Source organism: Gulosibacter sediminis (assembly GCF_023370115.1).
GTDB classification, from domain to species: Bacteria; Actinomycetota; Actinomycetes; order Actinomycetales; family Microbacteriaceae; genus Gulosibacter; species Gulosibacter sediminis_A.
Window position 1 is genome coordinate 1,938,383 of record NZ_CP097160.1, and the last position, 24,605, is coordinate 1,962,987.

The 24,605-nt window shown below is 64.4% G+C and carries 21 protein-coding genes, 1 tRNA gene and 1 pseudogene; 8 read left to right on the top strand and 15 right to left on the bottom strand.

Annotation, left to right across the window (positions count from 1 at the left end; all coding sequences use genetic code 11):
- Positions 1 to 64 precede the first annotated feature (64 nt).
- Complete coding sequence (locus M3M28_RS08945; protein ID WP_249386129.1) at positions 65 to 1,063, top strand: LacI family DNA-binding transcriptional regulator; 999 nt, start codon at positions 65 to 67, stop codon at positions 1,061 to 1,063.
- Positions 1,064 to 1,346: 283 nt separating this feature from the next.
- The gene (locus M3M28_RS08950; protein WP_249386130.1) at positions 1,347 to 2,108 is read left to right on the top strand and encodes an ABC transporter permease; all 762 of its coding nucleotides are present in this window, start codon (positions 1,347 to 1,349) and stop codon (positions 2,106 to 2,108) included.
- Between the two features lie 152 nt (positions 2,109 to 2,260).
- Here the strand turns inward: M3M28_RS08950 and M3M28_RS08955 are convergent, their stop codons facing one another.
- The 3 genes from M3M28_RS08955 to M3M28_RS08965 all read right to left on the bottom strand — a co-directional run bounded on the left by M3M28_RS08955 (position 2,261) and on the right by M3M28_RS08965 (position 4,952).
- Entirely contained in the window at positions 2,261 to 2,650 is a 390-nt protein-coding gene (locus M3M28_RS08955; protein ID WP_249386131.1) for a barstar family protein, read from the bottom strand.
- A 108-nt stretch (positions 2,651 to 2,758) separates the two neighbouring features.
- Positions 2,759 to 3,637 carry a DUF308 domain-containing protein gene (locus M3M28_RS08960; RefSeq protein ID WP_249386132.1) on the bottom strand — a complete coding sequence of 293 codons (879 nt, stop codon included), beginning with the start codon at positions 3,635 to 3,637 and terminating at the stop codon, positions 2,759 to 2,761.
- Positions 3,638 to 3,806: 169 nt separating this feature from the next.
- Entirely contained in the window at positions 3,807 to 4,952 is a 1,146-nt protein-coding gene (locus tag M3M28_RS08965) for a DUF2382 domain-containing protein (protein WP_249386133.1), read from the bottom strand.
- Positions 4,953 to 5,302: 350 nt separating this feature from the next.
- On the opposite strand from M3M28_RS08965, the gene M3M28_RS08970 reads away from it, so the two are divergent.
- The 5 genes and pseudogenes from M3M28_RS08970 to M3M28_RS12800 form a co-directional block, all read left to right on the top strand.
- Positions 5,303 to 5,809, top strand: a complete 507-nt coding sequence (locus M3M28_RS08970) for a DMT family transporter (protein WP_249386134.1) — start codon at positions 5,303 to 5,305, stop codon at positions 5,807 to 5,809.
- Positions 5,785 to 6,120 carry an EamA family transporter gene (locus M3M28_RS08975; RefSeq protein WP_459076726.1) on the top strand — a complete coding sequence of 112 codons (336 nt, stop codon included), beginning with the start codon at positions 5,785 to 5,787 and terminating at the stop codon, positions 6,118 to 6,120. Before M3M28_RS08970 ends, M3M28_RS08975 begins: the two co-directional genes overlap by 25 nt.
- A gap of 67 nt (positions 6,121 to 6,187) precedes the next feature.
- Positions 6,188 to 7,186, top strand: a complete 999-nt coding sequence (locus tag M3M28_RS08980; RefSeq protein ID WP_249386135.1) for an alpha/beta hydrolase — start codon at positions 6,188 to 6,190, stop codon at positions 7,184 to 7,186.
- Between the two features lie 174 nt (positions 7,187 to 7,360).
- Positions 7,361 to 8,287 (top strand): integrase core domain-containing protein, encoded by a 927-nt coding sequence (locus M3M28_RS08985; RefSeq protein ID WP_249386136.1) that lies wholly within the window; start codon positions 7,361 to 7,363, stop codon positions 8,285 to 8,287.
- A 51-nt stretch (positions 8,288 to 8,338) separates the two neighbouring features.
- A pseudogene (locus tag M3M28_RS12800) lies at positions 8,339 to 8,569 on the top strand (hypothetical protein); the annotation flags it as partial.
- 315 nt (positions 8,570 to 8,884) lie between these two features.
- On the opposite strand, the gene M3M28_RS08990 reads toward M3M28_RS12800, so the two are convergent.
- From M3M28_RS08990 to M3M28_RS09020, 7 genes are read right to left on the bottom strand one after another with little or no spacing between them, the layout of a single operon-like run.
- Complete coding sequence (locus tag M3M28_RS08990; protein ID WP_249386137.1) at positions 8,885 to 10,057, bottom strand: AbiH family protein; 1,173 nt, start codon at positions 10,055 to 10,057, stop codon at positions 8,885 to 8,887.
- Entirely contained in the window at positions 10,036 to 10,848 is an 813-nt protein-coding gene (locus M3M28_RS08995; protein ID WP_249386138.1) for an abortive infection family protein, read from the bottom strand. Before M3M28_RS08995 ends, M3M28_RS08990 begins: the two co-directional genes overlap by 22 nt.
- A 7-nt stretch (positions 10,849 to 10,855) precedes the next feature.
- Positions 10,856 to 14,551 (bottom strand): YobI family P-loop NTPase, encoded by a 3,696-nt coding sequence (locus tag M3M28_RS09000; protein WP_249386139.1) that lies wholly within the window; start codon positions 14,549 to 14,551, stop codon positions 10,856 to 10,858.
- Positions 14,548 to 17,688, bottom strand: a complete 3,141-nt coding sequence (locus M3M28_RS09005) for a type I restriction endonuclease subunit R (protein WP_249386140.1) — start codon at positions 17,686 to 17,688, stop codon at positions 14,548 to 14,550. The genes M3M28_RS09000 and M3M28_RS09005 overlap by 4 nt, the downstream gene beginning before the upstream one ends.
- Positions 17,685 to 18,428 (bottom strand): TIGR02391 family protein, encoded by a 744-nt coding sequence (locus M3M28_RS09010; protein ID WP_249386141.1) that lies wholly within the window; start codon positions 18,426 to 18,428, stop codon positions 17,685 to 17,687. Before M3M28_RS09010 ends, M3M28_RS09005 begins: the two co-directional genes overlap by 4 nt.
- Positions 18,425 to 19,606 (bottom strand): restriction endonuclease subunit S, encoded by a 1,182-nt coding sequence (locus M3M28_RS09015; RefSeq protein WP_249386142.1) that lies wholly within the window; start codon positions 19,604 to 19,606, stop codon positions 18,425 to 18,427. The genes M3M28_RS09010 and M3M28_RS09015 overlap by 4 nt, the downstream gene beginning before the upstream one ends.
- The gene (locus M3M28_RS09020) at positions 19,603 to 21,168 is read right to left on the bottom strand and encodes a class I SAM-dependent DNA methyltransferase (RefSeq protein WP_249386143.1); all 1,566 of its coding nucleotides are present in this window, start codon (positions 21,166 to 21,168) and stop codon (positions 19,603 to 19,605) included. Before M3M28_RS09020 ends, M3M28_RS09015 begins: the two co-directional genes overlap by 4 nt.
- 453 nt (positions 21,169 to 21,621) lie before the next feature.
- Here M3M28_RS09020 and M3M28_RS09025 point away from each other — a divergent pair, with 453 nt between their 5' ends.
- The gene (locus tag M3M28_RS09025; protein ID WP_249386144.1) at positions 21,622 to 22,140 is read left to right on the top strand and encodes a transposase; all 519 of its coding nucleotides are present in this window, start codon (positions 21,622 to 21,624) and stop codon (positions 22,138 to 22,140) included.
- Positions 22,141 to 22,180: 40 nt separating this feature from the next.
- On the opposite strand, the gene M3M28_RS09030 is transcribed toward M3M28_RS09025, so the two are convergent.
- The 5 genes from M3M28_RS09030 to M3M28_RS09050 all read right to left on the bottom strand — a co-directional run bounded on the left by M3M28_RS09030 (position 22,181) and on the right by M3M28_RS09050 (position 24,604).
- A tRNA-Ala gene (locus tag M3M28_RS09030) sits at positions 22,181 to 22,256 on the bottom strand.
- A 105-nt stretch (positions 22,257 to 22,361) separates the two neighbouring features.
- Complete coding sequence (locus M3M28_RS09035; RefSeq protein ID WP_249386145.1) at positions 22,362 to 23,150, bottom strand: sulfite exporter TauE/SafE family protein; 789 nt, start codon at positions 23,148 to 23,150, stop codon at positions 22,362 to 22,364.
- Positions 23,151 to 23,159: 9 nt separating this feature from the next.
- Positions 23,160 to 23,603, bottom strand: a complete 444-nt coding sequence (gene rsfS / locus M3M28_RS09040) for a ribosome silencing factor (protein WP_249386146.1) — start codon at positions 23,601 to 23,603, stop codon at positions 23,160 to 23,162.
- Positions 23,604 to 23,626: 23 nt separating this feature from the next.
- Positions 23,627 to 24,202, bottom strand: coding sequence for a nicotinate-nucleotide adenylyltransferase (gene nadD / locus M3M28_RS09045; protein WP_211198313.1), 576 nt, complete (start codon positions 24,200 to 24,202; stop codon positions 23,627 to 23,629).
- 66 nt (positions 24,203 to 24,268) lie between these two features.
- Positions 24,269 to 24,604 carry a hypothetical protein gene (locus M3M28_RS09050; protein WP_249386147.1) on the bottom strand — a complete coding sequence of 112 codons (336 nt, stop codon included), beginning with the start codon at positions 24,602 to 24,604 and terminating at the stop codon, positions 24,269 to 24,271.
- Position 24,605: the final 1 nt, after the last annotated feature.

Consider the following 24,605-nt stretch of genomic DNA (forward strand, 5'->3'; position numbering starts at 1 on the left):
GAACGGTTGTGGAACGCTCCAATTGGAAATTCCTGGAACGCTCCAACGCTGCTAGAACAGTGCCATGGGAGCAAAGAGCCACCGCGCGCCGACCCTCAACGATGTCGCCGCCGAGGCGGGCGTATCGAAGTCGCTCGTGTCGCTCGCCGTGCGCGGCGACGTGGGCGTGCGGCCCGAGACGCGCACGCGCATTCTCGACGTCGCCGACCGGCTCGGGTACCACTCGAACCCGTGGGCGCGCTCGCTCGTGCGCGGCCGCAGCCAGATGATCGGCGTGCTGCTCGACGACCTGCGCAGCGGCTACCACACCGACGTCGTGCACGGCATCGAAGACGAGGCCGAGACGAACGGCATGTCGGTGGTCATGGCCGATGCCCGCCGCGACCCGGCGCTGCTGCGCACCCGCCTCGAGCGGATGATCGGGCTCGGGCTCGACGGGGTCGTGATCGTCTCGGGTCGGGCCGACAGCGCGCCGATCGGCGACTTCGCGCGCCGGGTGCCGCTCGTCGTCGTGGGCCGCCCCGCCGAACTCTCGCCCGGCATCGGCCAGGTGTCGAACGACGACCGCGCCGGCATGCGCCTCGCGGTGCACCACCTCGCGTCGCTCGGGCACCGCCGCATCGTGCATCTGCCCGGCTCGCCGCGCCCGGCGGCCGTCGCCAGGCGCGAGGCCTATCTTGAGACCATGCGCGAACTCGGCTTAGAAGACCACGCGAGCGTCGTGCCCGGCATCGAGTCGCTGCTCGGCATGCTCGCCCCCGGCGACGCCGACGCCCCGACGGCGGTGTGTTGCGCCACCGACCGCATCGCTGTCGAGCTCATCGGCGAGCTCAGCGACGCCGGCGTCGAGGTGCCCGGCCGCCTCAGCATCGTCGGCTACGACAACATCGACTTCGCGGCCCGGATGCGGCCGACGCTCACGAGCGTCGACCAGCCGCGCCGCTCGATGGGGTCGCTCGCCCTGCGGCAGCTCACCGACATGCTCGATGGGGCGGATGCGCGGCACGAGATCGCGACGCCGACCCTCGCGATCCGCCGCTCAACCGCGGCGCCGGAGCGCTAACGTGGCGCAGCGGGATGTCGTGCTTGAGGCCTCGGGCCGGGTCGCTGAGACCCGCTCCTGTCGAACACCTTGTGGCCGCTTTCACCCGGCGGTGCCACTGTGGCGCCCATGACTGACACCACCGAGCCCCGCGTCGTCGCGTTCGAGGAGGGGCGGCGCATCCGTGTCGCGCCTCAAGGCGCTCGCCGAGTCGCTCGCGTAGCCCCGCCGCCCCACCGACGTGCCCGACGCCGCGCGTCGATTGGGTGTGCCACACTCTCGGGGTGACAACTAGGCGCGCATCGTGACCGGGCAGGAGCTGCTCGGGTGGCTGCCGACCGTCGCCGCGATCGTGCTGCTCGCCGGCATCGCGTTTGGCGGGCTCGCGGCGTTCCGCATCCCGGCGCCGCACGAGGTCATCGTCGCCGTCGCCCGTGCCGCTCTGCAGCTCGCGGCACTGAGCCTCGTGCTGTCGGGCGTCATCACGCATCCGCTCTGGGTTGGCCTCGGGCTCGTCGTGATGTTCGCGGCGGCGGTGTTCACGTCGGCCCGGCGCACCCGCGGCATGGGCGTCCCGATTGCTCTGCTCGCGAGTTCGATGGCGCTCGGCCCGTGTGTCGCGATGGCGATCGTGTTCGGCACCGGCGCGCTCGCCTTTGAGCCTCGGTACCTGCTCGCGGTCGGCGGCATCGTCGTCGGCAACACCATGACGATCGCGACGCTGACGCTGCGGCTGCTCGACGCGGGAGCGCGCGATCACTGGGACGAGATCGAGGGCTGGCTCGCCCTCGGCGCGACTCCGCGGCAGGCCTTCGCGCCGATCGCGCGGCCGGCGGTGCGCAACGCGCTCATGCCGTCGATCGACCAGACTCGCACGACCGGCCTCGTCGTACTGCCGGGCGCCTTCGTCGGCGCGGTGTTCGCGGGCGCCTCGCCGATCGAGGCCGGTACGTTCCAGCTCATCGTGCTCGCGAGCATCCTCGCCTCGGGGGTCATCACCGCGACGCTGCTCGCGTTCCGCCAGCCCCAACTGCGCAAACCGCCGCCGCTCGTCGCCGCGGCCTAGGTGGAACTCCTTGCCGCACTGTGAACGTCTGCGGTCCGCAACGATCTCCGGGCAGGAGATGCGCGAAGACGCTCGCAATCTATGCACGGGTGCCCTCGCGCACCTTGTGCCACCTCACCTGGCTGTGCCCTGAGACGGCACGCCTTGCAACGTCAGGCGAGTACGAGCTCGACGTTGTCGTGGCTCGCGAACACGTCGAGCACGAGGTCGAAGTAGGTCGGCTCGCCCGCGGCGCGCAGCCCCGCGAGGTCGCGGGTGATCTTCTCGGCGTTGAAGGTGCCGGGTCGCGCGAGCTTCGCCTGGTACCAGGATGCGGTGGTGTCGACGCCGAGGGCGGCGCGGCTAAGTTCGTGGTCGCGCCACGTGACGCGGATGCGGTCGTGCCCGACGGCGTCGCCGATACCGCCGTAGAGGAGATCGTCGAGCGCGTCCAGGCTCTCGCCGAGCCGCCAGTCTTCGCTCTGCATGAAGCCGCGGTTGAGCTCGTCGTAGAGCGAGGCGATATCGGTGATCACGGTGCCGCGCAGTTCGACCTCAAACATGGGTCGATTCTGGCAGACGGCGGTGGCCTCACCCTCGGACAAACCACGAGGCCCGCGCATCCGGGTGGATGCGCGGGCCTTCACCGCTTCTGCGGCGTTACTACTGAACTACTGAATCGCGACGAACACGGTCTCGGCCGATATGCCGGGGCTCACCCCCAGCACACCGTCAACTGGAGCCGGTACCTCGAATACCTCGTTGCCGGTCGTCGACGCACCCTCATAGAGGGTGTTCATCGTGTCGATTGCGTCGGGGGCGACCACGAGGCTGTCGTATGACTCGACGGTGTTGCCGCCAGCCGTGACGTAGTCGAGGCCGACCGAAATCGGGGTCGATCCATCGGCATCGTCACCGGTGTAGGTGATCGTGTAGTTCACGAGGATGTAGACGTTGCCCTCGGCGGGCTCGTCGTTGAACTGGTTCTCGGCCAGCACCGCGTCAGTCGCGTCGAGCGTGACCGAGTTGATGGTGACGGTCCAGTCGCGACCCTCGAGCGACGAGCCGAGCGGAACCGGGTTCTCGCGGGTGCCGGCCTCGGCTTCTTCGGCCACGGCCTCGTCCGCCTCCTCAGCCGGCGCATCCTGCTCGGCTGAGTCGACCTCAGCGGCCTCGCTCGAGGTCACGTTGACGTTGCTGTTCTCTTCAACCGCGTCACCAATGGCGTTGCCGACGGCGACAAAGAAGACGATGAATCCGACGATGGTGCCGACGACCGAGATGATGACGGCGCTCACCGCCTGCCACTTCACCTTGCCCTTGAGGAAGATGGCGACGAGGCCAAGGATGAACGCGATGGGCAGCAGCACCCACCCGATGATGAGGGCGCCCGGCATGCAGGCGAAGATGAAGCCGACGATCGCGACGATGAACGCGGCAATGCCGAGCCCGTTCGTGCGCTTCGGCTGCTCGCCCATCGGCGGCTGCCCAGACGCCTGGTGCGGCGCGGGAGGGTAGAGCTGCTGGGGCGGGTTTTGGAAGTTTGACACGGTTACTCCATAGGTAGCGAGGCAGGTTTCGACGCATGTCGTGCCTCACTCCGGAAGTTATGTCGAGCCTCCGACATGACTTCGATGCGCCTGCATCTCCCCCGGCCCGTGGCGCAAAGAACCGCGCGGCGGTGGCGCACTCGCCACCGCCGCGCAGACTCGTCAGGCTTTAGCGCATCGGGGCGCCGCCGTCGGCGCCGTCGACCGGGCTCACGCTGCCGTCGGGGTTCTCGACGACGATCTCTTCGCGCTGCACCGGCACCTCGACGAGCTTCGTCTCGGTGACGACCCGCTTGCGCAGGCGCAGGTTGCCGCCCGCGTTCTGCTGCGAGGCACCACCCGCGGGAGCCGTTGCGCTGCCCGCCGTGTTGGGGTCGGATGCAACGCCCGCGCCAGTCGCGGCATGGCGCCCGGCGGCATTCGGGTCGAGTCGCTCCTCGCCCGCGGCGGCATCCTGGCCGGAGTCAAGCCGCTCCCCAGCGGGCACCGCATTGGCGTTCGAGTTGACGCGTCGGTCGCCGGGCACAGCGTTCGCGTTCGGATCGACGCGTCGGTCGCCAGGCACAGCGTTCGCGTTCGGGTCGACGCGTCGGTCACGAGGCACAGCGTTCGCGTTCGGGTCGGCGTGTCGATCACGAGGCACAGCGTTCGCGTTCGGGTCGAGTGGTTCGGCTCCCGTACCCGGATGCGCGCCCGCCGCGGCGGCAGCTCCCGCGACGCCCACACCCGCTTCGGCACCGCGGCCTTCGTGACGGCCATCGCCGCGCTGGAACTCCTGCTCGAGCGCCGCGCGATCCCCGGCCGCGCCGGCATCCCGCTCGTCCTGGCGCGCATTCACGCCGTCGTGGCGAACGTCAGCGTCACGCGCATCCGCGCGGTCGTGGCGAACGCCAGTGTCACGCGCATCCGCGTCGCCCTGGCGAGCATTGGTGTCGCTCGCATCTCGCTCACCGTCGCGCGAATCCGTCCCGGGCACACCGGCGTTGCCGCGCACCGCGTTCGGATTGTCGATGCCGTAGTAGTGGAAAAGTTCGTTCTCTTGCTCCACCGAGAGCTCGCCGTCGGGGCCGATATTTGGCGCATCCTTAATGAACGACTTCTCGTACGGCACGACGAGTCCGCCGCTATTGAACTGCGCGTTGGCGAGCGGAATGAAGGTCTCGTGGCTGCCGAAGAGACCCGTGTTCACCGTGACCCACGAGGGCTCCTCGGTGCCATCGAATACGGAGACATTATTGACGCCACCGAGCTTGTGCCCGGCGCTGTCGTAGACATCGGCGTTGGCAAGATCGCTAAAGGTGTTTTGGTTCGTCATAGTCAGTTGCCTCCCGACAGGATTGGCGATTGTCGCGAGCGCAGGTTTGCTCGCTCGTATCTCTGACTAGCGAACCGGCCTCGGTGGCACATGAGCGCTTGGTGAGAAAGCTGGGCATCCTCACACCGCGCCATCAGCCGCGAGCGCGCAGGTCAACCGCGCAAGACGCCCACTAAGTCGGCGAACTCGGGGTCCTCACCGAGCTCGGCGAGCGCTGCTTCAAGCGCGGCATCATTCAGTGGACGTGCAGCTTCGAGCAGCTTGCGGCCCGCCTCGGTGACGTCGGCATTCGCTCGGTCGTCGCGGCCTAGCTCGTCGCGCCCGAGCGCCGTTCGAAGGCGGTCGCCGTCATGTTCAGCGGTATCGCTCTCGCGAACCTCGCCGGCGTGCCGCTCGGCACCTGGCTCGGCCACGAGCTCGGCTGGCGCGCGACCTTCCTCGCCATCCCGGTGCTCGGCGTCGTCATGATCGCGGCGCTTGCGACGCTCATCGGCCTCGGTGTCGTGACGGGCATGATGACGACGTTCTTCCTCGCCGCGGTCGAGCGCATCCCGCTCGGTACCGCCGTCGCGATCGAGTTCCTCGGGCCGCTCATGGTGGCCGGGCTCATGAGTAAGCAGCGCAAGTCGCTCATATGGCCGGCGCTCGCGCTCGTCGGCGTCGTGCTGCTGACCGAGCCGTGGCGCGGTCACATTGACCTCGTCGGCGTCGCCTTCGCCGTCATGGCGGGCGTCTGCTGGGGGCTGTACAACGGCTCACGCAGCACGTCGGCGACCGCTTCGCGGGCATCAGCGGCCTCACGCTCACGATTCCGGTCGCGGCGCTCGCCACCCTGCCGGTCGGCCTGCCGCAGGTGATCGGCGGCGAGTTCACCTGGTGGCTCCTGCCCGTCACTGCCGGCATCGCCCTCATCACGCCGGTGATCGCGTTCGGGCTCGAGATGCTCGCCCTGCGCTGCATGACCCACACCGCCTTAGGCACGCTGCTCTCAATCGAACCCGCCTTCGGCATCCTCATCGGCGTGGTCGTGCTCGCGCAGCAGCCCACGCTGATGCAGGTTGTAGGGGTCACGATCGTGTTTGTCGCGGGGGCCGCGGCGCAGCGTGGCGGGCTCCGCGTGGTTGAGCCCGCGCCGGCCGTCACGTCACCGCAACCAACGGATGCGTAGGGTCGCCCGAGGTGCCCCGGCACGTTCCCACGCATGACCGGGTCGGCACTGTCGTAGGCTGAATCGCATGGCTAGCGAGTGGCGTCCCGATGTGCTCGGGGCCCCGTTCGAGCAGCTCACGCTGACGCTCGCGCCCGACGACGAGGGCGAAGTCGAGGCGACGCTCGTGCGGCTGCTGCCACCGAAGCGTCGATGGTGGGCGCCACGCGAACCCCTTGATGATGTCGACGTGCTCTATGTGCACGGCTGGTCGGACTATTTCTTTCAGCGTCGGCTCGCCCGCTATTGGGCCGACCGCGGGGCGCGATTCTTCGCGCTCGACTTGCGCAAGTATGGCCGCAGCCTGCGCGAGCACCAGACACCGGGCTACATCACCGATCTCGCCGCCTACGACGAAGACCTCGCCGCCGCGCTCGCCGCGATGGGCTGGTCGGTGGACGAACCCCGCAGCGACCGCCGCCTCGTGCTCATCGGCCATTCCACCGGTGGCCTCACCCTGAGCCTCTGGGCCGCGCGCCACCCGGGCGTCGCGTCGGCGCTCATCCTCAACAGCCCCTGGCTCGAGTTTCAGCTTAGCGGCATCACGCGCGGCGTGATCTCGCCCGTGCTCGACCTGCAGTCACGCGTTCGCCCGCTCAGCACCTCACCGCAGGTCGACTTCGGCTTCTACTCGCGCGCCCAGGCGGAGGTCGCCGACCCCGACGACCTCATGGATGTGTATCTCCCCTGGCGCCCCGCGCAGACGATGCCGGTGCACACGGGCTGGCTGCACGCGATTTTGAGCGCTCACGCGCAAGTCGCAAAGGGGCTCGGCATCGCCGCGCCAATTTGTGTCCTGCTCTCGCAGCGCTCCGCCGTGCCCGCCCGCTGGTCGGAGGACCTCACTCGCGCCGACACGGTGCTCGTCGTCGACGACATCGCGCGCGCCTCGCTCAAGCTCGGGTCATCGGTCACCGTCGAGCGCATCGACGGTGCGCTCCACGACGTCTTTCTCTCGAGGCGTGAGGCACGCAATGAGGCGTACGCCCGCCTCGACCGTTGGGTGACGGGATGCCTCGCCCGCTAGACGCTGCGCCGCCGAAAGGCGCGCGAAGGGCAAGGCACACCTCTCAAGATGAATCTCCGCGGCGACTCAGCGGGGGTTCGCGTCGGCGCGGTCGCGGGCCGCTGAAGTTCGATTCGCGCCGTCAGCCGCCCGGCCGCTCGGCCCTCGCATCCGCCATCGCGGCATCGACGGCCGATGGCGCCGCCATCGCCTGGCACCTCAACAACGAAGGCCTCACCCCACCCTCAACCTCCACCATCCGCCGCATCCTGCACGCCGCAAACCTCATCGTCCCCGAACCCCGCAAACGCCCCCCGCTCCTCCTACCTCCGCTTCGAAGCCGCGCAACCCAACGAGACCTGGCAATCCGACTTCACCCACTGGCGCCTCGCCGACAACACCGACGTCGAAATCCTCAACTGGCTCGACGATCACGCCCGATACCTGCTCTCCTGCACCGCCCACACCCCAGTCACCGGCGACGACGTCGTCACCAGCTTCATCGCGAACATCGAACGCGACGGCCCACCCGCGTCCACCCTCACCGACAACGGCCGCGTCTCCACCACCCGCCACGGCGGCGGCCGCAACGCCTTCGAATACGTCCTCGCGCTCCTGAGCATCCGACAGAAAAACGGCGCCCCGAACCACCCACAAACCCAGGGCAAAGTCGAACGCTTCCACCAAACCCTGAAACAGTGGCTTACGGCCCGGCCTCGCGCCCGCACCACCCACGAACTCCAAACCCAGCTGACCACGTTTCGCGAGCATTACAACGAACGCCGACCCCACCGATCCCTCACCGGGCACACCCCGGCCCAGGCCTTCGCCGCGACCCCGAAAGCGGTCCCCAGCGATCCCACCGACACCGCACACTACCGACTGCGCTACGACCGCGTCAGCGACGGCACGATCAGCTTCCGCCGCGCCGGCCGCATGCACCACCTCGGCATCGGCACCGCGAACAACGGCAAACGCGTCCTCGCGATCGCCGACGACACCACCGTCACCGTCACCCACCTCACCACCGGCGAAGTGCTCTCCACCCACGACATCGACCCCGACCGCGGCTACTGGAGAAACAAACAACGAGAGCCTGGCCGATGGCCAGGCTCTCGTTGAGTGACATATCTCGTGACTCATCTGGGACATATGTCCCGACTCATCACATTCATGGACCTCGGCAGCGACCATTACAAAGAATGGCGGCTGCTGTTGGCCTACAGGGCGGGCTGCCCGCCCAAACCTAGGCGAGAGCAAGCGGAGCCCCCGGAAGCGCCAGATACGGCCCCACAGGCCGTTTCTGGGCGGCGAGGGCGCAAGCCGCAGCTGCACCTGCCGATCGAGCAGCAGCTCGAAGTTGTTGAGCTGTACAAGGCTGGTGTCTCGGTCAAGGAAATCGCTGAGCGCTTCCACATCCACCGCGCCACGGTCAGCGAGATCTGCAATCGCAGGTGCGTTGCGCTCCGCAACGAGAGCCGAGGACTGACACGGGAGCAAGTACAGGGCGCCGCGCTCCGGTATGTCCAGGGTGCGTCGCTCGCGACAGTCGCGAAGGAGTTCGGCTCGACTCCAACAACGATCCGCACGGCGCTGATGGCGGCTGGGATCGAGATGCGGCCAGCGCGGGGCGGGAACGGGAAGCGAGCGCATATCAGCCGACGCTCCTCGGGTTTCAGGTGTCAAATCCAGGCGACCGGCAAACACCAAACATTCACGCTAGAGTTTACTGCCATCTGCTGGAGAGGTATTGAGCCAGTTTCTGGCAGTTCCGACGTCGTGCATAACGACATGGACATACTCCCTCAGCCGAGCGCGTTCGGATGGCGCAGCAAACTCAAGGAATTTGTCGCAGACCGCATCGACATCCCATACGTTTCCGCCCCCATTGAACCAGTAGAGAATGAGTTCCGGTGAGTATTTTCTCACCCCATCGGATCGAGTGCGCTCAGTTCCGAGAGCGTCGGCAATATGTTTCCACCACCATCGATCGGATTCGCCGAGCGAACAACCAAAGATGATGAAGAGTTCGGCATCATCAAACAAGTGGCGATACCGCAGGTCATTCTGAGCCCAAAATGGCTTGGCGAGCCTGAGCGCCGGATCTTGGTTACCACGCACATGCTGCGGAGTGTCTACGCCGAACAAGAGCGACCGAGGGATGCTCTGGTGTCCATGAGGGTGAACGACGTCCGACGTGACATAGGAAGAGAAATGGTCTCCCCACTCGCCAGCAACGGCACCCGGGTCGATCTTGAAGTCGAAGTTCCGGTCCACGGTTTTGTAGGGCCTCGGATCGAACTGCTGCTGATCAAGATAGACAAAGTCATCGAGCAGTGACGTGTAGTTGAAATTGACAAAGAAGAAGTTGAATACGTCGAAGTTGTTGATTCGCTTGGGGAATTGCAGTCGGGCGTAGTCGTCACGATCGAGATCCCCCAAGAACTCCTGCAACGACGTTACTGCCGAGTTGTTGTTCATTGAATCCGCGCCAAGTCGAACGAGTAGGGAGCTCGGCACCGCAAGTTCGAGGAACTGCGAGAACTGCTCCTGTATCCGCCTGAGTGATTCGCCGAGTTCGCGGGGTCGCACCCGATTCTCTCGAAGCATCTTTTCGACAACTGCTTCAACGTCACTCCAGTTGTCTTTCCTCGCGCGCTGCAATTCCTCCATCTCCTGGAGAATCGGGTTTGTCTCATCAAATGATCGGAGTTTGAGGAAGTGGTAAAAACTGGCATACCGAGTATCAATCGGCATCTGGTAGTCGCTCGCCACCTGGAGGTCAAATCCGTTGCCAACGAATGCCATGATATTGTGTTGCACTTCCGGTGAGTCAAATCCGGCTGTCGTGTAGTCGCGATGCCCCACGGTTACTTCACTTTCCGTCGCCACGGCGCTGACTGGTCGCCGTATGTGTCGAGCACGATCTCGCACCAGGTGCGTCCGGCGTTGACCGCGAGGCGCGCATGCCTGGCGGTCAGATTGGATGCACGCGTGCGACCGTGGCCGCTACCCTCGGCATTGCGCAGTTCGGTGATCCCGATAGCGATTCCCTTGAGCCCGCCGAGCACCTTCTTGATAGACCCCGAGCTGTCGGCAGTGCCGCTCACGCCTGACGCCGACAGTCCGAGGGCGTCTTGCGTCTGAGTCAGGAGCGCAGGGAGGTCTGCGTCCCTGACTACCGTCTCCCCCAGGTGCTCCAGCACCGTCTTGGCGGTCGCTTCGATGAGTTCCTTGACTGCCCCGACGACACCGGCCGGGTCGGAGTCGAGCAGCAGTTCGATACGGCGGAAGGCGTCGCGGATTCCTGAGGAATCACGTAGCCCGTCCAAGCCCGAGAGGCTCGAGAGCGCACCGCCGACCATCGTGATCTTGCGACTCGGGTCGACCGAGAGGCCGTCGAGTTCGAGCACGCGAGTGAACGGAGTGATGTCGTCACCGCCAAACTCGATGAGGAAACTCTCGTAGACGCGGAGGACACGACGGATGTGTTCAAGGCTTGCCCAGTCAACGGATGCCTCGTACTCGGCCCAGAGTGTGACGCGCTGGCCACCAAGAAATGTAGTTGTCCCCGGAGCGAAGCCTTCGGCTTGCCATATGCGATCGATCTCCCGGAGCACCATGCGCTGCGAGACGGCGTCGCGGAAGACGGCGCGCACACGGCCAGTGATGAGGTCAGTCATGGCCGCTCTACTTATGCTTCCTGTTCACCTTGATAGGCGACACGTCCGCGTCGTACGAGCTGACAGTTCCGTGCTGTTTCAAGCACTCAAGGAGGGCTCGGTCTGCAGGTGTATTTGCGACATGCAGGGCGGTGCGTCCCACTGCGGTCAGCTTCGAATAGTCGCCTCCCAGCTCCTGCAAGATCGCGAAGAGGTCTGCGCGGGCAAGGTCGCCGAGGTGCGGTTCGAGAAGCGGTACTACGTACTGCGCAGAAGCGCCACCCTGCGCCATCTTCTGCACGACGACGGACGGGATGGTGTGCCCGTGCTTCACAGCAAGGCGCGCCAGTTCATTCAGCCCTCGCTGCCCAGCGACCTCGGCGTAGGCTTCAGACTGCTCGACGCTCACCCGCTTGATCGCGTCCTCGATCTCATTGTCGGCGAGAAGCGCCGCCAGATCCGGCTGCACCAGCTCCGGCGTCATGTAGCTCGCGAACTTCTCCGACTCGCGGATGAACGCCCTTCGCGTTGGCCACTCAGTCGCCGCAAGGTGCGCGTATGACTCGGCGGTGTCCGAGATGATGTCGTACTTGAGGAGTAGCGCGAACAAGTCGCCGGTCTCGGCAGCAATCTCCCCAATCTCGAGGTGGCTGCCCAGCTTCAAGCTCGCAACAAGGTCCGCGCGCAGTGTTGCGGCTGGCAGCTGCTCCCGCGCCGCAAGGATCGTGGTCGCCAACGTGGTCTTCTCGCCCTCGTCGGCCGACTCAGCCTCGGTGAGCGTGCCTGCTGCGGCCAGCAGCGGAGTGAGGTGGGCATCGACTCCAAGAGCAGCAACGTATCGGCTGACGTTGTTGAACGTTGCAGGGAACCGCTGATGCATAGCCAACGCCGGCCACGCTCCCTCGGAGATGGCGCCAAGATCGACAACCTGGCACGCTGGCGCAGCGCGCTCAACCACGTCGGCCAGGCGCGGCGTCCCTTGCTCGAGTAGTTCCTCGAGCACTGCGATGAACTGCTCACCTGTATCGACCGCTGCGGAAGAGCCTTCGATCGCGCCCAGATAGACATCGATATATTCGAGGACGTAGTCGTAGACCGTCTTGTTCGCCGCTCGGATGACGTCGAGAGCAACCGTCTCGTCATTGCCAATCGCGAGGGTCAGGTTCTCATGCGTGATGTCGTACAAACTGCGCGAGACGAACGACGGACGGGCACTTGCCGAGAGCGGCGTCAGGCTAGGCAGCGTGATACTCGCCTCGGCGAAGAGCGCTCCAACTCGCTGTGCCTGGGCGGACATCCCGTCGTTCGTGAGGACGGAGAACTCCGCGTAGTGCTTTCGTAGATAATCGACGACCCGCGCGTCCGTGCGCTGCGCTGACGATGACAGATTCGCCAGTGCAACGTCTACTAGTTCTAGCTGCGAAGCGTCGTCCAGCTCCGCTTGGTTCACGAGGTAGAGAAGCGTTCTCGGCGACACTGTCACAAACCGCTGGACGAGTTGTGCGCGCTGCTCACCGGCGGTCAAGTACGCTTGCAGGAACTGCGTCTGACTCTCTCCCAGGCCAACCAGCGAACGAACCATGATGTCGGCTGCATCAACGTTGGCTGCAAGGAGACGATCAAGGATCGCGATGTTGTAGAGCGCTGGTTCTTTCAGTGCGCTCTTGCCACGTTCCCGTACGACGGCATCGACATCCTCCGGGCCAAGTTCAAAGTGCGCATCCATCAGGCCTCGCTCGACGTGGTGGATGATGAAGTTCGTCGCCGCTGGGCTTACGCGGTCGCCGTGGAACGTCGAGGTGTACAGCGTGAAATTGCGGTTGATGTGTCCGGCCCGAACAAGCTGATAGGCCAAGCCGGGCTTGAGCAGTGCCTTGGCGACGTACTCAAGCGACTGCGCCGTCTCCTTGTAGGTCGCAGACGTACCTTCGCTCGCAGGCGTGTCGAGTTCCTTGAACATGACTAGAAACTCCGGGCGCTTGATCAGATCACCCATGTCCGCACCGCGCAGGAACTTGATGTCCTCGAACTTCTCGTTGAGTTGTTCATTCAGCGGATCCCGATCTGCATCGCTCCAGCTGTCAGCATCCAATGGATCACCGAGCGCGCCGACAAGGCTGGATCGCGAGAACGTTAGTACGTAGCCAGACGACATCTGCTGACGGAGCTCTGGGTCACCATCCGCCGCAACGAAAGCCGCCCAGAACTCCGCACTTCGTAGATCCGCGTCCGACTTCGGGGCGCCATCAACCGAGGATGTCAAACCGTTCCGACGTCGGCTTCCTAGCGCTGAGGCCGAAGCTGCCGTCCGTTCGATGTGCGCCGCCAGCAAGTCCCCAAGGTGGGAGCTGCGCGACTCTGCGCCGCTCTTGCGTGCAAGCCGCTGCCGAAGCGTACGACGCTTGCCCTCGATCCGCTTGATGTTCTCGGTTACCAGCTCGCGACTGAGCTTGTAGAGGGTGTCCAGATTGCTCTTACCGAGTCGGATCGTCTCGAAGTCCGTGAGGTGCGTGCTTTTGTAGAGCATCATCGCGAACAAGTCAGTCTCGCTCAGGTCGAGTTGCTCACCGTCGCCTGAGAAGATTCGATCGCGGAAGACGATGAACTCGTTGCGGACGTTCTTCAGTAGCCGCATATCAGGGACGTACTGCGCAGCCAGATCGAGCAGTTCCGGCTCCACTTTGTGCTCGATCTCGCCCAGCAACCGAGTCGCCAGGTTCCGTGCACTGCGATGCGTGATGAACGGCACCACCGGAATCACGAGATCAAAGAACTTGGTGCGGTTAGCACGCACCGCCTCAGCCTGCGCCGGATCCTCGATTGCCAGTACGCCTGTCTCGAGCTTGCGGCCTTCCGCCTCCAGCCCGATCCGGTCGAAGATGCTGTCCTTGATCGCGTAGATGAAGCGGATCGGCTTCTCGATCTGAGGCGAGGCGTTGAGCAACGTGTTCAGCGCACGCAGCGTCTCAAAGATGTGTGAGTCGTTAAAGCGGTCGATGTCCTCGAAGATCACGACGTCACGATCCGACACGTCGAAGAAGTAGACGATCTCGTCGAGGTACTGGTCGAAGTACGACACAGCGTTGTCATCGAGGGTGACAGTCGCTGCGCCGGCGGACAGCTGCTTGATGCGGATCTTCCCGTAGAACAGCCAGCGCACCAGGAGCACCGCAGTCGTTGCCACGACCCAAACGATCAGATGCGTCCAGACGCCGAGGTCGTTCATCGCCGTGAAGGTCGCTATAACCTGCGCAGTCCAGCCAGTCAGCAAGAAAATGACGGCAACGGCCAGACCGATCAGTGCAGCCGTGCCGAACTCTCTCCACCACCGGAAGCGCTCGATTCGACGAAATCTGGACGCAGGCGTCTTGCTCGGATCCTCCCGGTAAAGCAGCTGCTTGACGATCTCCTGCTGGATACGGTTCGTCGGAGTCGTGGCCTGCAGCGGCACCGACTCGTCTAACTTGGACGCTTCAATCGGGGCAAGGGTCGACAGCGAAAGCTCGACAACGCGGCCGTCAAGTCGCTTCCCGAGCTCCCGCAAGATACTGCTCTTGCCGACACCGTAGTTTCCGGACAGCGCGATGTTACGGATTTCATCGTCTTCAAGTGCAGCCTCAAGCGCCGAGACGTAGCCACTGTGCTCAGCTTCGAGATACTCAGGGGTAAGTGGGATGAGGCTCCACTTGGACTTCTCGGTCGGCTCCTTCGGCGCGTGGTTCATCCCTCCGATGCCTCCCCCTTAGCGAACAGCTCCGCCTGCTCCAGCACCAGTTCGATCGCCTTTGCCTCAGCGTCGGGCGGGTAGTCGTATTTGGCGAGCAGACGCCGCACCTTCGAGCGCATCGAGGCGCGGACGCTCTCCTTCTGATCCCAATCGATGACGACGCTGGTGCGCACGGCCCAGACAAGGTCGACGGCGATCTTCTTGAGGGTGGCATCGCCCATCTCCAGCACGGCAGCATCATTCTGGGCAATGGCGTCATAGAGAGCGACCTCGGCAGCGGACAGGCCGAGGTCGTCCTGGCGCTTGGCATCGTCGCGCATTTGCTTGGCGAGCTTGACCAGCTCCGCGATGATCTCCGCCGTCGTCAGCGATCGGTTCGTGTACCGATTGATCGCCTCGTCAAGCAGCTCGGAGAACTTCCGTGCCTGCACAAGGTTGGTGCGCTGCACGGTGCGGATCTGGTCGTTGAGGAGGCGCCGCAGCAACCCCATCTGGAGGTTGGGCTTGTCCTTCTCCGCGAGCGAGTCGAGGAACTCGTCGCTGAGGATCGACAGCTCTGGCGTCTCGACGCCGGCGAGCTTGTAGATGTCAACCACCTGGTCGGCGGCGACCGCCTCGTTGAGCAGCTGCCCCAGTGCCGTGTCGATCTCAACCGCGCCGGAGCCGCCACGCCCAGAATCCGGGTTCTGGATCTTCAAGATGGCTGCACGCACGTCGGTGAACAATCGCACGTCGTTGCGGATCGCTGCCGCCTCGTCGCGCGCTCCAGCCAGAGCGAACGCCTTGGCCAGTGCGAGCACCTGGTCGTTGAAGCGCTTGGTGCGGTCGGGGTCGGCCATGACGAAGTCGAGCACCTTGGCGTACTCCGCCAGGCGCTGGGAGGCGGTGAGTGTCGGCGAGGAGTCGTAGTCGACGCCGTGCAGCAGTCCCCGGATGATGTCGTGCTTCTCCAGCATGACGGCGACCATCTCGTCGATCGGTACGCCTGCCTGGTCACGGTCGGAGGGTGAGTACTCCTGGAGGGCCGCCTGGAGGTTCGAGAACACGCCGATGTAGTCGACGATGAGGCCGCCGGGTTTGTCCCGGAAGGTGCGGTTGACTCGAGCGATAGCCTGCATGAGCCCTGCACCCTGCATGGTCTTGTCGACGTACATCGTGTGCATGCTGGGCGCATCGAAGCCGGTCAGCCACATGTCGCGGACGATTACCAGCTCGAGTTCGTCGTCGGGGTTCTTCGCCCGGAGCTTGAGATCTTTGCGGACGTCCTTGGAGTGGATGTGCGGCTGGAACTCGGCCGGGTCAGCAGCCGAGCCGGTCATGACGACCTTGATCTTGCCCTTGGCGGGATCGTCCGAATGCCAGTCCGGGCGAAGCGCGACGATCTTCTCGTAGAGCCGCACCGCGATACGGCGGCTCATCGTGACGATCATGCCCTTGCCGAGCAGCGCTTCTCGTCGTTTCTCCCAGTGCTCGACGATGTCACGGGCGATGAGGTCGAGCCGCGAGTCGGCGCCGACGATGGCTTCCAGCCGTGACCAGCGGGACTTCGCGGCCGTGGCGGCGTCCTCTTCGACGGTCTCGGTGATCTCGTCCGCCAGTTCGTCGAGCGCGGCAAGGTCGTCGTCGGACAGATCGACCTTCGCCAGGCGCGACTCGTAGAAGATCTTCACCGTCGCGCCGTCCTCGACCGCACGAGTGAGGTCGTAGACGTCGATGTAGTCACCGAACACCGAGCGCGTGGACTTGTCGTTCGATTCGATCGGTGTACCGGTGAAGCCGAGATAGGTGGCGCCGGGTAGGGCGTCGCGCATGTGCTTCGCCAAGCCTGAGCGCAAGCGTCCGTGACGATCCAGTGTCTCTCCGAAGCCGTACTGGCTGCGATGCGCTTCGTCGGCCACGACGACGACGTTGCGCCGGTCGGTCAGCACCGGGTTGGCATCGCCATCCTCACCGGGAGCGAACTTCTGCAGCGTCGTAAAGACGATGCCACCTGACGCGCGCTTCAACTTCGTCCGCAGGTCAGTACGCGTTGTGGCCTGCACCGGCGTCTCCGGCAGGATGCGGGCAGGGGCGAATGTCTCCCCGAAGAGCTGGTCGTCCAAGTCGTTGCGGTCGGTAATGAACACCAGCGTCGGATTCGCCATCCGAGGATCCCGCATAATCTTCGCGGCGTAGAACACCATCTCGAAGCTCTTGCCCGACCCCTGGGTGTGCCAGACCACACCACCACGACGGTCACCATCAGGCCGAGACGCCTGCACGGTCGACTCGACAGCCGCATTCACCGCCCAGTACTGGTGGTACTTCGCCACCCGCTTCACCAGCACCCGCGTCGGCTGCCCAGTGGCCTTGTCCGTCGCCGTCTCGTCGCTGAACACAACGAAGTTCTGGACGATGTCAAGGAACCGCTTCGGCTCAAACACTCCCTTGATCAGCACCTCAAGGGCGGGGCGGTCGCTCACAACCTCGCGGCCCTCGATCGTTTTCCACGGGGCATAGTGCTCGAACGCCGCTGCATAGCTGCTCATCGCTGCCGAAGTACCGTCGGAGATAACCGTCACCGCATTCGGCACGAACACGGACGGGATGTCCTGCCGGTACGTCTGCACCTGGTTCCACGCTGACTTCAACGTCGCGTGCTCGGCAGCCGGATTCTTCAACTCCAGCAGCGCCAGCGGCATACCGTTGACCAGCACCAGCACGTCAGGCCGGCGGTTCTTGCCGTTGTCGATGATCGTGAACTGGTTGATCGCCACCCAGTCGTTGTTCTCCGGGCGCTCGAAGTCCACCAGCCACAGGCGTGTCGTGCGCAGTGCACCGTCGGCATCCCGATGCTCAACAGGCACGCCCTCCGTGATGAGCTGATGCAGCCGGTAGTTCTCATCGATCGGGCTCTGCGACTCCGCACGACGCACCCGCTTGATCGCCTCGTCGACAAGGGCAGGGGAAGTACCGGGATTGATCCGTCCGATCGCATCACGCAGCCGTCCCCAGAGGAACACCTCCTCATAGGAATCGCGCTCCGCTCCCGGCTCGCCAGGAGCGATGTCCGGGCCGTGCAGGGTGCGGTAGCCCAGCTCCGCGAAGTACTCCAACGCCGCCAGCTCGACGGTGTTCTCGTTGAACGCGCTCACGATGCAACCTCCAACGTCGATTCATCCACCCAGCGCGCCAGAACACTCAGCGCAGCGAGGTATTCGAGCCCGATCTGCTCGTCGATATCGCGGGGATCTTCATGATTGAACGGATTGCGGATGCCCGCGTAGAATCCCTCGGCTAGCGCCATAGCTCCGCGTTGCATCGACTTGTACGTATCGCTGCCGTCATCCTTCATCCGGCGCAGGCGTGGCTTGCCGGGCACAGGCGAGTCGAGGCTGAAGGTCTGCTTAAAGAGATCAGTTTCGCTGACATCTCGGCGGCCGAGCTTGTTCTGAATCTCGGCATTCAGCTTTTTGGCGGCATCCTCGACGGCTGAGCGATAGTGACCAGATCGCCAGAGCGACTGTGCTCCACTCCAGACCCAAGGATGCAGGTTTGCAGCGGATATCTCCGGGGCGTCATCGCCAAGGTTCTTTCGCACCTCATCTTCACGATCGACGATCCCACGCGCCCGGAGCGCTAGATTACGGTGCTTCGCCCATACTTGCTCCTGCGGATCTTCACGGTCATATGACAGATCTTCTTTCTGCCATCCGGGCAGGTAACGATCAAGGATGCGTTCAACGACTGGAAGCTGCAACTTGATGGAGTCTTCGTCTCCTTCGACCACCCACCACACACCGACATCTTCCGGATTCCCCTCCCAATGCCCCTTGGTCAATTCAATGAAGATGTCGAGTTGATCAACAACCCAATCGAGGTTAACTCCTGTCATGCTGCGACTCCTTCAACAGGGACGCGCATGCGGCCGGAGAGGAGTTCAGGGAGGAGGGTGTCGCGCAGCGCAGCAAGACGTTCCGACTCAGCCCGAGCCTGAGCGACACGGCGCCGCAGCGGCATCGTGTCTGCCTCGAACTGCTCGGCGACAACGGCTTCCTTCGGTACAACAACCGGATAGCTGCCCATCGCCTGAATACCGACGGCGGGATACGCACTACCGTGTGCGACCGATTCGAGGTACTCAGCGAACTCGGGCGCTCCCACCACGCTCGTTAACATCGATGAGCCCAATCGGACGCTCGGGCTCATGACGGCGAAACCGGTCGAGGCGACGCTGCCGGGGGTCGGGTCAACAATCAGAGCAAAGGCGCGGTTGCCAGGGCGCACGGTCGAGTAAATTACGTCACCATCGCTCACACCACGTCGTGCCCGACTCGGCGCCTCATCCCAAGTCAGCTCCTGAACCGAGTCGATCTGCCCCGGTGATACTGACGCGATGTCGATGTAGCGCAAGGCATCGGTCGAGTGTGGCTTCACGCTCAGCCGATTGAACTCCACAAGGTCGGCGAGAGGAAGAACCTCCGTCGATGTGCGCGCCAGAAGTTGCGAGGCAGATGCATCGATCACCGCCGACGCTCGTTCAGCAAGTTGCCGGTTCGACTCGATCTTGTCGTCGAGCGCACCCAGTGTCGCGGCGATGGCACGCTGCTCACCGAGCGAGGGTAGCTCGAGCTGAATCCTTACTAGCTCTGCCTGACGTATGCCTAAAACGGTGGTGCCCGTAGCCCGAGCAAAGAGCTCCTCTCGTGGCTTGCCACCTTTCAAGAGGTAGTACAGGTAACGGCCATCCAGAATCTCCGGCCTCGCCCTGAGCGCAAAAAGGCGCTGACCGAGCGCCCATTCAACATCACGATCCAGGAATGCGACCTCGCCGAGTGGCGCTTCGGAAGTTACCAAGACATCGCCTGCGCGAAGGGGATCAGGCATCCATTTTTCGTACATTTCAGTACTGATGTAGTGATGTTCATTACTATCTACGCGGCTGTTCTTAATGTTTAGCGCCGATACAACGCGATGACCCGACTCTGTCCAATCTCCGCCGAGCTTCTTAGGTGTCTTGCCACGGTGATCTATTACTAGCTGCGCTGCTTCACGTAAAGGGATGCTGATCATCTTGATAGCTCTCCCAACCGCCGACGAACCTCGTCTTCCAACTCGCGTCCGCGTTCGAACTCCGCGAAGAGCTCCTTCGTGAGGCGCTCGATCTTCTCGTCGATCGGCTCGTCGTCTACCTCGGCCTCGGCAGCGCCGACGTAGCGGCCCGGCGTGAGCACGAAGTCGTGCTTAGTGATCTCTTCCAGCGACGCAGCCTTCGCGAAGCCGGGCGTGTCCTCGTAGCCGCCATCATGGTTGCGCCAGGCGTGGTATATACCGGCAATCTTCGCGATGTCGTCGTCGGTGAGCACGCGCAGGCGGCGTGACTCCATCGTGCCGAGCTTTCGGGCGTCGATGAAGAGCACCTCGCCGCGGCGCTCGCGGTGCCCGTTGCCGTGCCGGGCTTTGGAGACGAACCAGAGTGAGACGGGGATGCCGGTGTTGAAGAACAGCTTGTCGGGCATCGCCACGATGCAGTCGACCAGGTCGGTCTCGACGAGCTTGCGACGAATGTCGCCCTCGCCGCTTGTCTTGGCGGACAGCGATCCGTTCGCCAGCACGAAGCCCGCCGTGCCCCGCGGGCTCAGGTGGTGGATGAAGTGCTGCACCCACGCGAAGTTTGCGTTCCCCTGGGGCGGGGTGCCATACTGCCAGCGCGGGTCGCCTTCGAGCTTCGCGTCCCACCAGTCCGAGACGTTGAATGGCGGGTTGGCGATCACGAAGTCCGCGCGCAGATCCGGGTGTAGGTCATCGGTGAATGAGTCCGCCGAGCGCGGCCCCATGTCGGCCTCGATGCCGCGCAGCGCCAGGTTCATCTTCGCGAGCTTCCACGTCGTGTCCGTGAACTCCTGCCCGTAGACGGAGATGTCGGTGCCCTTGCCGCCGTGCGCCTTCACAAACTCGGCCGACTGCACGAACATGCCGCCCGATCCCGCAGCGGGGTCATACACGCGGCCCTGGTAGGGCTCCAGCATCTCGACCAACGTCTTGACCACCGAACGCGGCGTGTAGAAGGCCCCGGCGTCCTTGCCGGTCTCCTTGCCGGCGAACTGGCCGAGGAAGTACTCGTACACGCGGCCCAGCACGTCGTCGGCGCCGTGGTCGTCCGTCTCGGTGAAGCCGATCGAACCGATCAGGTCGACGAGCTCGCCAAGGCGCCGCTTATCAAGCCCGTCACGGCCGTAGTTGCGCGGGAGCACACCGCGCAGCGACGGGTTCTCCTTCTCGATGAGATCCATCGCTTGGTCGATCTGCTGACCGATCTCGGGCTGCTTCGCTACCGACTGGATGTAACCCCAGCGCGCCAGCTCCGGCACCCAGAACACGTTGTGGCTGGTGTATTCGTCACGGTCCTCCAGGAAGTCGGGCAGCCGCTCGGGTTTGATGCCCTCTGCAGCCAGTTCTGCCTCCAGCGTCGCCCGTCGCTCTTCGAAACGGTCGGAGATGTACTTGAGGAACACCAAGCCCAGCACGACGTGCTTGTATTCACTCGGCTCCTGGTTGCCGCGCAGCTTGTCGGCAGCCTCCCAGAGGGTCTGCTCGAGTGTCTTCTTCGGTTTCGGCGTCGCGGCGCGTGCCATGCTGTGGGTCTCCTCTGCGCCGCAGGGCGCGTCTTAAGTTGTGCTCTCGGGGCGTGTCCTACGCTACCGACGACCACTGAGACTGCTAAGGTGCCGCGCCGGAGGCGGTGCCGAGAGAGGTGTCGCGATGGGAGCCGGACGGGCTCGACCGAGCGTCACGATCTACCCCAATTATCTCATGACCTGCCTCTTTCGTGAAGAGCCGATCGTTGAACCCGCATAGGCCACGGCGCCAGCGTCGCCATCCGGTACCTCAGCCACAGGTCAACGAGCACTGCCTGGTCGGTCACGATCTGCACCGCCAGTACGACCGAGTCCATCACCCAAGTCATCGACACCTTCACCACCGCGGTCAACACCTACGGCCTGCCCGCCAGCACCCTCACCGACAACGGCGTCGTCTACACCGCCCGCTTCGTCGGCGGCACCAACCGGTTCGAACGCCTCCTCATCGTGCTAGGCATCACACAGAAAAACGGGTCACCCGGCCACCCACAAACCCAAGGCAAGATCGAACGTTTCCACCAAACCCTGAAGCAGTACCTCCGCCAACGCCCCGACGCGAAGGACCTCCCCGCCCTCCAAACACAACTCGACGAGTTCCGGCACATCTACAACACTGAACGACCCCACCGCGCCCTCGGCCGCCGCACCCCGGCCACGGCCTACCACGCGACCGCGAAAGCGACCCCGACCGGCACCTCAACGGACCGGCTGCTTCGAATCCGGCACGACCACATCGACAAGTTCGGGAAACTCACCCTCCGCCACAACGGCCGACTCCGCCACCTCGGCGTCGGCATCATCCATGCGGAAAAGCCCGTGATCATGCTCGTCACCACACACGACGTCACCGTCATCCACCTCGAATCCGGCGAACTCGTCGCAACCCACACCATCAACGACGCGAAAGCGTACTGGCGCAACCAACAAAATGCCCCCGGCCGATGGCCAGGGGCGGAAACCCAATGAGTCGGGACACAAACTGTCGCTTGTGTCCCGACTCATCACATGGTGGACCTAAGGGGATTCGAACCCCTGACCCCCTGCATGCCATGCAGGTGCGCTACCAGCTGCGCCATAGGCCCAATTTGGGGCTTCCCACTGGGGAAGCAACTCAACGAATATAGCCCAGATCTGAACGACCGCGCAAGTTGAGCCCGCCTCGGTGAGCCAAGCCCCGCGCATCCGCCCTACTTCTTCGACTGCGAACGCACATCCCAGATCATGCGGATGATCACGAGCACGAGGAATACCGAGAACGCCATGTTCGCAGCGAACGGCGACAACACGGTCGAGAGCCACACGCTGAAGGGCGTCACGACGCCCGCGGCGACGCCCAGCATCAGCGCGCCAACCGGGTCGACGTTGCGATTGCGAATGTTCGCGACGGTGCCCGAGATGCCGGTCGCGATGATCATGAGCAGCGAGGTGCCCTTCGCGACGAGGTCGCTCGCGCCGAACAGCACGACGAGCGCGGGCACGACGATCACTCCCCCACCAATGCCGAGCAGGCCGCCCGCGATGCCGGCCACGAGGCCGACGAGCACGATTAGCGCGCCGCTGAGCAGGTCGACGTGCACCTCGGCATCGCGCGACGGCACCACCAAGAACAGCGTGACAATGACGATCACCAGGAAGCAGATGAACACGATCTGCACGATGCGCTTCTCGAGCCGCTTGAGCAGCCAGGCCCCGATCGGCGCGCCGACGATCGAACCGATCGCGAGCAGCAGCGCGAGGAGGTAATCCACATCCCCACGCAGCCCGTAGCTCACCACACCGACCGCGGCCGGAATCACGATCGCGAGCAGCGAGGTGCCCGAGGCGATCTTGTGGTCATAGTGCAGCAGGTAGACGAGCGCCGGCACGATGATGATGCCGCCGCCCACCCCGAACAGGCCGGAGGCCACGCCCACGGCAACGCCGACGAGGATGAGCCCGAGCCAGTTGCGCTGCTCGGGAATCGCGGGGGTCGTCACCCTACGCTGCTACTCCGGCGCCTGGTCGGCGTCGGGCTCGTCGTCGCCCTCGGCCTCGGCGTCGCTCGCCGCGGCAGCCACGTCCGCCGCCTCGGCGAGGCCCAGCGGCACGACCGGCGCATCGCGCCAGAGACGCTCGAGCGAGTAGTACTCGCGCTCTTCTTCGTGGAACACGTGCACAACGAGGTCGCCGAAGTCGAGCAGCACCCAGCGGCCGAGTTCGGTGCCTTCCTTGCGCAGCGACTTCACGCCGAAATCCTCGCGCAGCTTGTCTTCGATCTCTTCGGCGATCGAGAGCACCATGCGCTCGTTGCGGCCGGAAGCGACGAGAAACACGTCGGCGTACGGCAGCGTCTCGCTCACGTCGAGGCCGATCTGCTCGGTGGCCTGACGCTCGTCGGCGGCCAGTGCGGCCGCCTTGGTCAATGCGATGGCGTTCTCAGAAGCGGTCATAGATCAAGGCTCCAACCCGGCAGCTAAATGCTGCGCTGTTCATCCGGCCGATAGAGCCGGTTCTTGGTGATGTATTGCACGATGCCGTCTGGCACGAGGTACCAGACTTGGGCCCCAGCGCGGACGCGCGCACGGCAGTCGGTCGACGAAATGGCGAGCGCGGGAATCTCGAGCACCGAGACGTTCTCGAGCGACAGGCCCGCGAGGTCGAGCTCGTGCCCGGGTCGCGTGACGGCGACGAAGTGCGCGAGCGCGAACATCTCGTCGGCGTCTTTCCACTCGAGAATCTGCGTCACGGCGTCGGCGCCCGTGATGAAGAAGAGCTCGGCCTCGGGCATGAGGCGGTGAAAGTCGCGCAGCGTGTCGATGGTGTAGGTCGGCCCCGGGCGGTCGATGTCGACGCGGCTCGTCTTGAAGCGCGGGTTCGACGCGGTCGCGATCACCGTCATGAGGTAGCGGTGCTCGGCCGGCGAGACGCCGTCTTTCATGTACGGGTTGCCCGTAGGAACGAAGAACACCTCGTCGAGGTCGAAGTGCTGCGCAACTTCGCTGCCCGCGACGAGGTGGCCGTGGTGAATCGGATCGAAGGTGCCACCCATGATGCCGACGCGGTGTCGTCGGCGCTGGGCGGGCTCGAATTCGTTCGGCGTCACGCCAGTGGTTCGCTAGTGATCTTGGTGCCGCTGTGCAGCACGCTGCTCACCCTGCGAACGGCCGATCTGGTCGCGGACGAGTGCGTCTTCGTGGCCGGGGGCAGCTTGCGCACCCTCGTGGGCGCCAGCGGCAATCGGGTGACCCGGGTGGCCGATGGGCTCATACACATAGACCGTCGGGTTCTCGGGGTGGCTCGCGGCCATGTTGCGGAACGAGAAGGTCACGAGGGCGCAGACCAGCAGAATCACGAGGGTGATGATGCCGAACACGATCGGGGGAAACCACATCTCGCCCGGGTGCACGATCATTTCACCGGCCGACTGGATCACTGCGGGAAGCTCGAACATA

Bases quoted from the DNA above. Each gene is read 5' to 3' on its own strand.
- M3M28_RS08945 (WP_249386129.1), top strand. From the start codon at position 65: ATGGGAGCAAAGAGCCACCGCGCGCCGACCCTCAACGATGTCGCCGCC.
- M3M28_RS08955 (WP_249386131.1), bottom strand. From the start codon at position 2,650: ATGTTTGAGGTCGAACTGCGCGGCACCGTGATCACCGATATCGCCTCG.
- M3M28_RS08965 (WP_249386133.1), bottom strand. From the start codon at position 4,952: ATGACGAACCAAAACACCTTTAGCGATCTTGCCAACGCCGATGTCTAC.
- M3M28_RS08970 (WP_249386134.1), top strand. From the start codon at position 5,303: ATGTTCAGCGGTATCGCTCTCGCGAACCTCGCCGGCGTGCCGCTCGGC.
- M3M28_RS08980 (WP_249386135.1), top strand. From the start codon at position 6,188: ATGGCTAGCGAGTGGCGTCCCGATGTGCTCGGGGCCCCGTTCGAGCAG.
- M3M28_RS08985 (WP_249386136.1), top strand. From the start codon at position 7,361: ATGGCGCCGCCATCGCCTGGCACCTCAACAACGAAGGCCTCACCCCAC.
- M3M28_RS08995 (WP_249386138.1), bottom strand. From the start codon at position 10,848: ATGACTGACCTCATCACTGGCCGTGTGCGCGCCGTCTTCCGCGACGCC.
- M3M28_RS09000 (WP_249386139.1), bottom strand. From the start codon at position 14,551: ATGAACCACGCGCCGAAGGAGCCGACCGAGAAGTCCAAGTGGAGCCTC.
- M3M28_RS09010 (WP_249386141.1), bottom strand. From the start codon at position 18,428: ATGACAGGAGTTAACCTCGATTGGGTTGTTGATCAACTCGACATCTTC.
- M3M28_RS09015 (WP_249386142.1), bottom strand. From the start codon at position 19,606: ATGATCAGCATCCCTTTACGTGAAGCAGCGCAGCTAGTAATAGATCAC.
- M3M28_RS09020 (WP_249386143.1), bottom strand. From the start codon at position 21,168: ATGGCACGCGCCGCGACGCCGAAACCGAAGAAGACACTCGAGCAGACC.
- rsfS (WP_249386146.1), bottom strand. From the start codon at position 23,603: ATGACCGCTTCTGAGAACGCCATCGCATTGACCAAGGCGGCCGCACTG.
- nadD (WP_211198313.1), bottom strand. From the start codon at position 24,202: ATGGGTGGCACCTTCGATCCGATTCACCACGGCCACCTCGTCGCGGGC.
- M3M28_RS09050 (WP_249386147.1), bottom strand. From the start codon at position 24,604: ATGTTCGAGCTTCCCGCAGTGATCCAGTCGGCCGGTGAAATGATCGTG.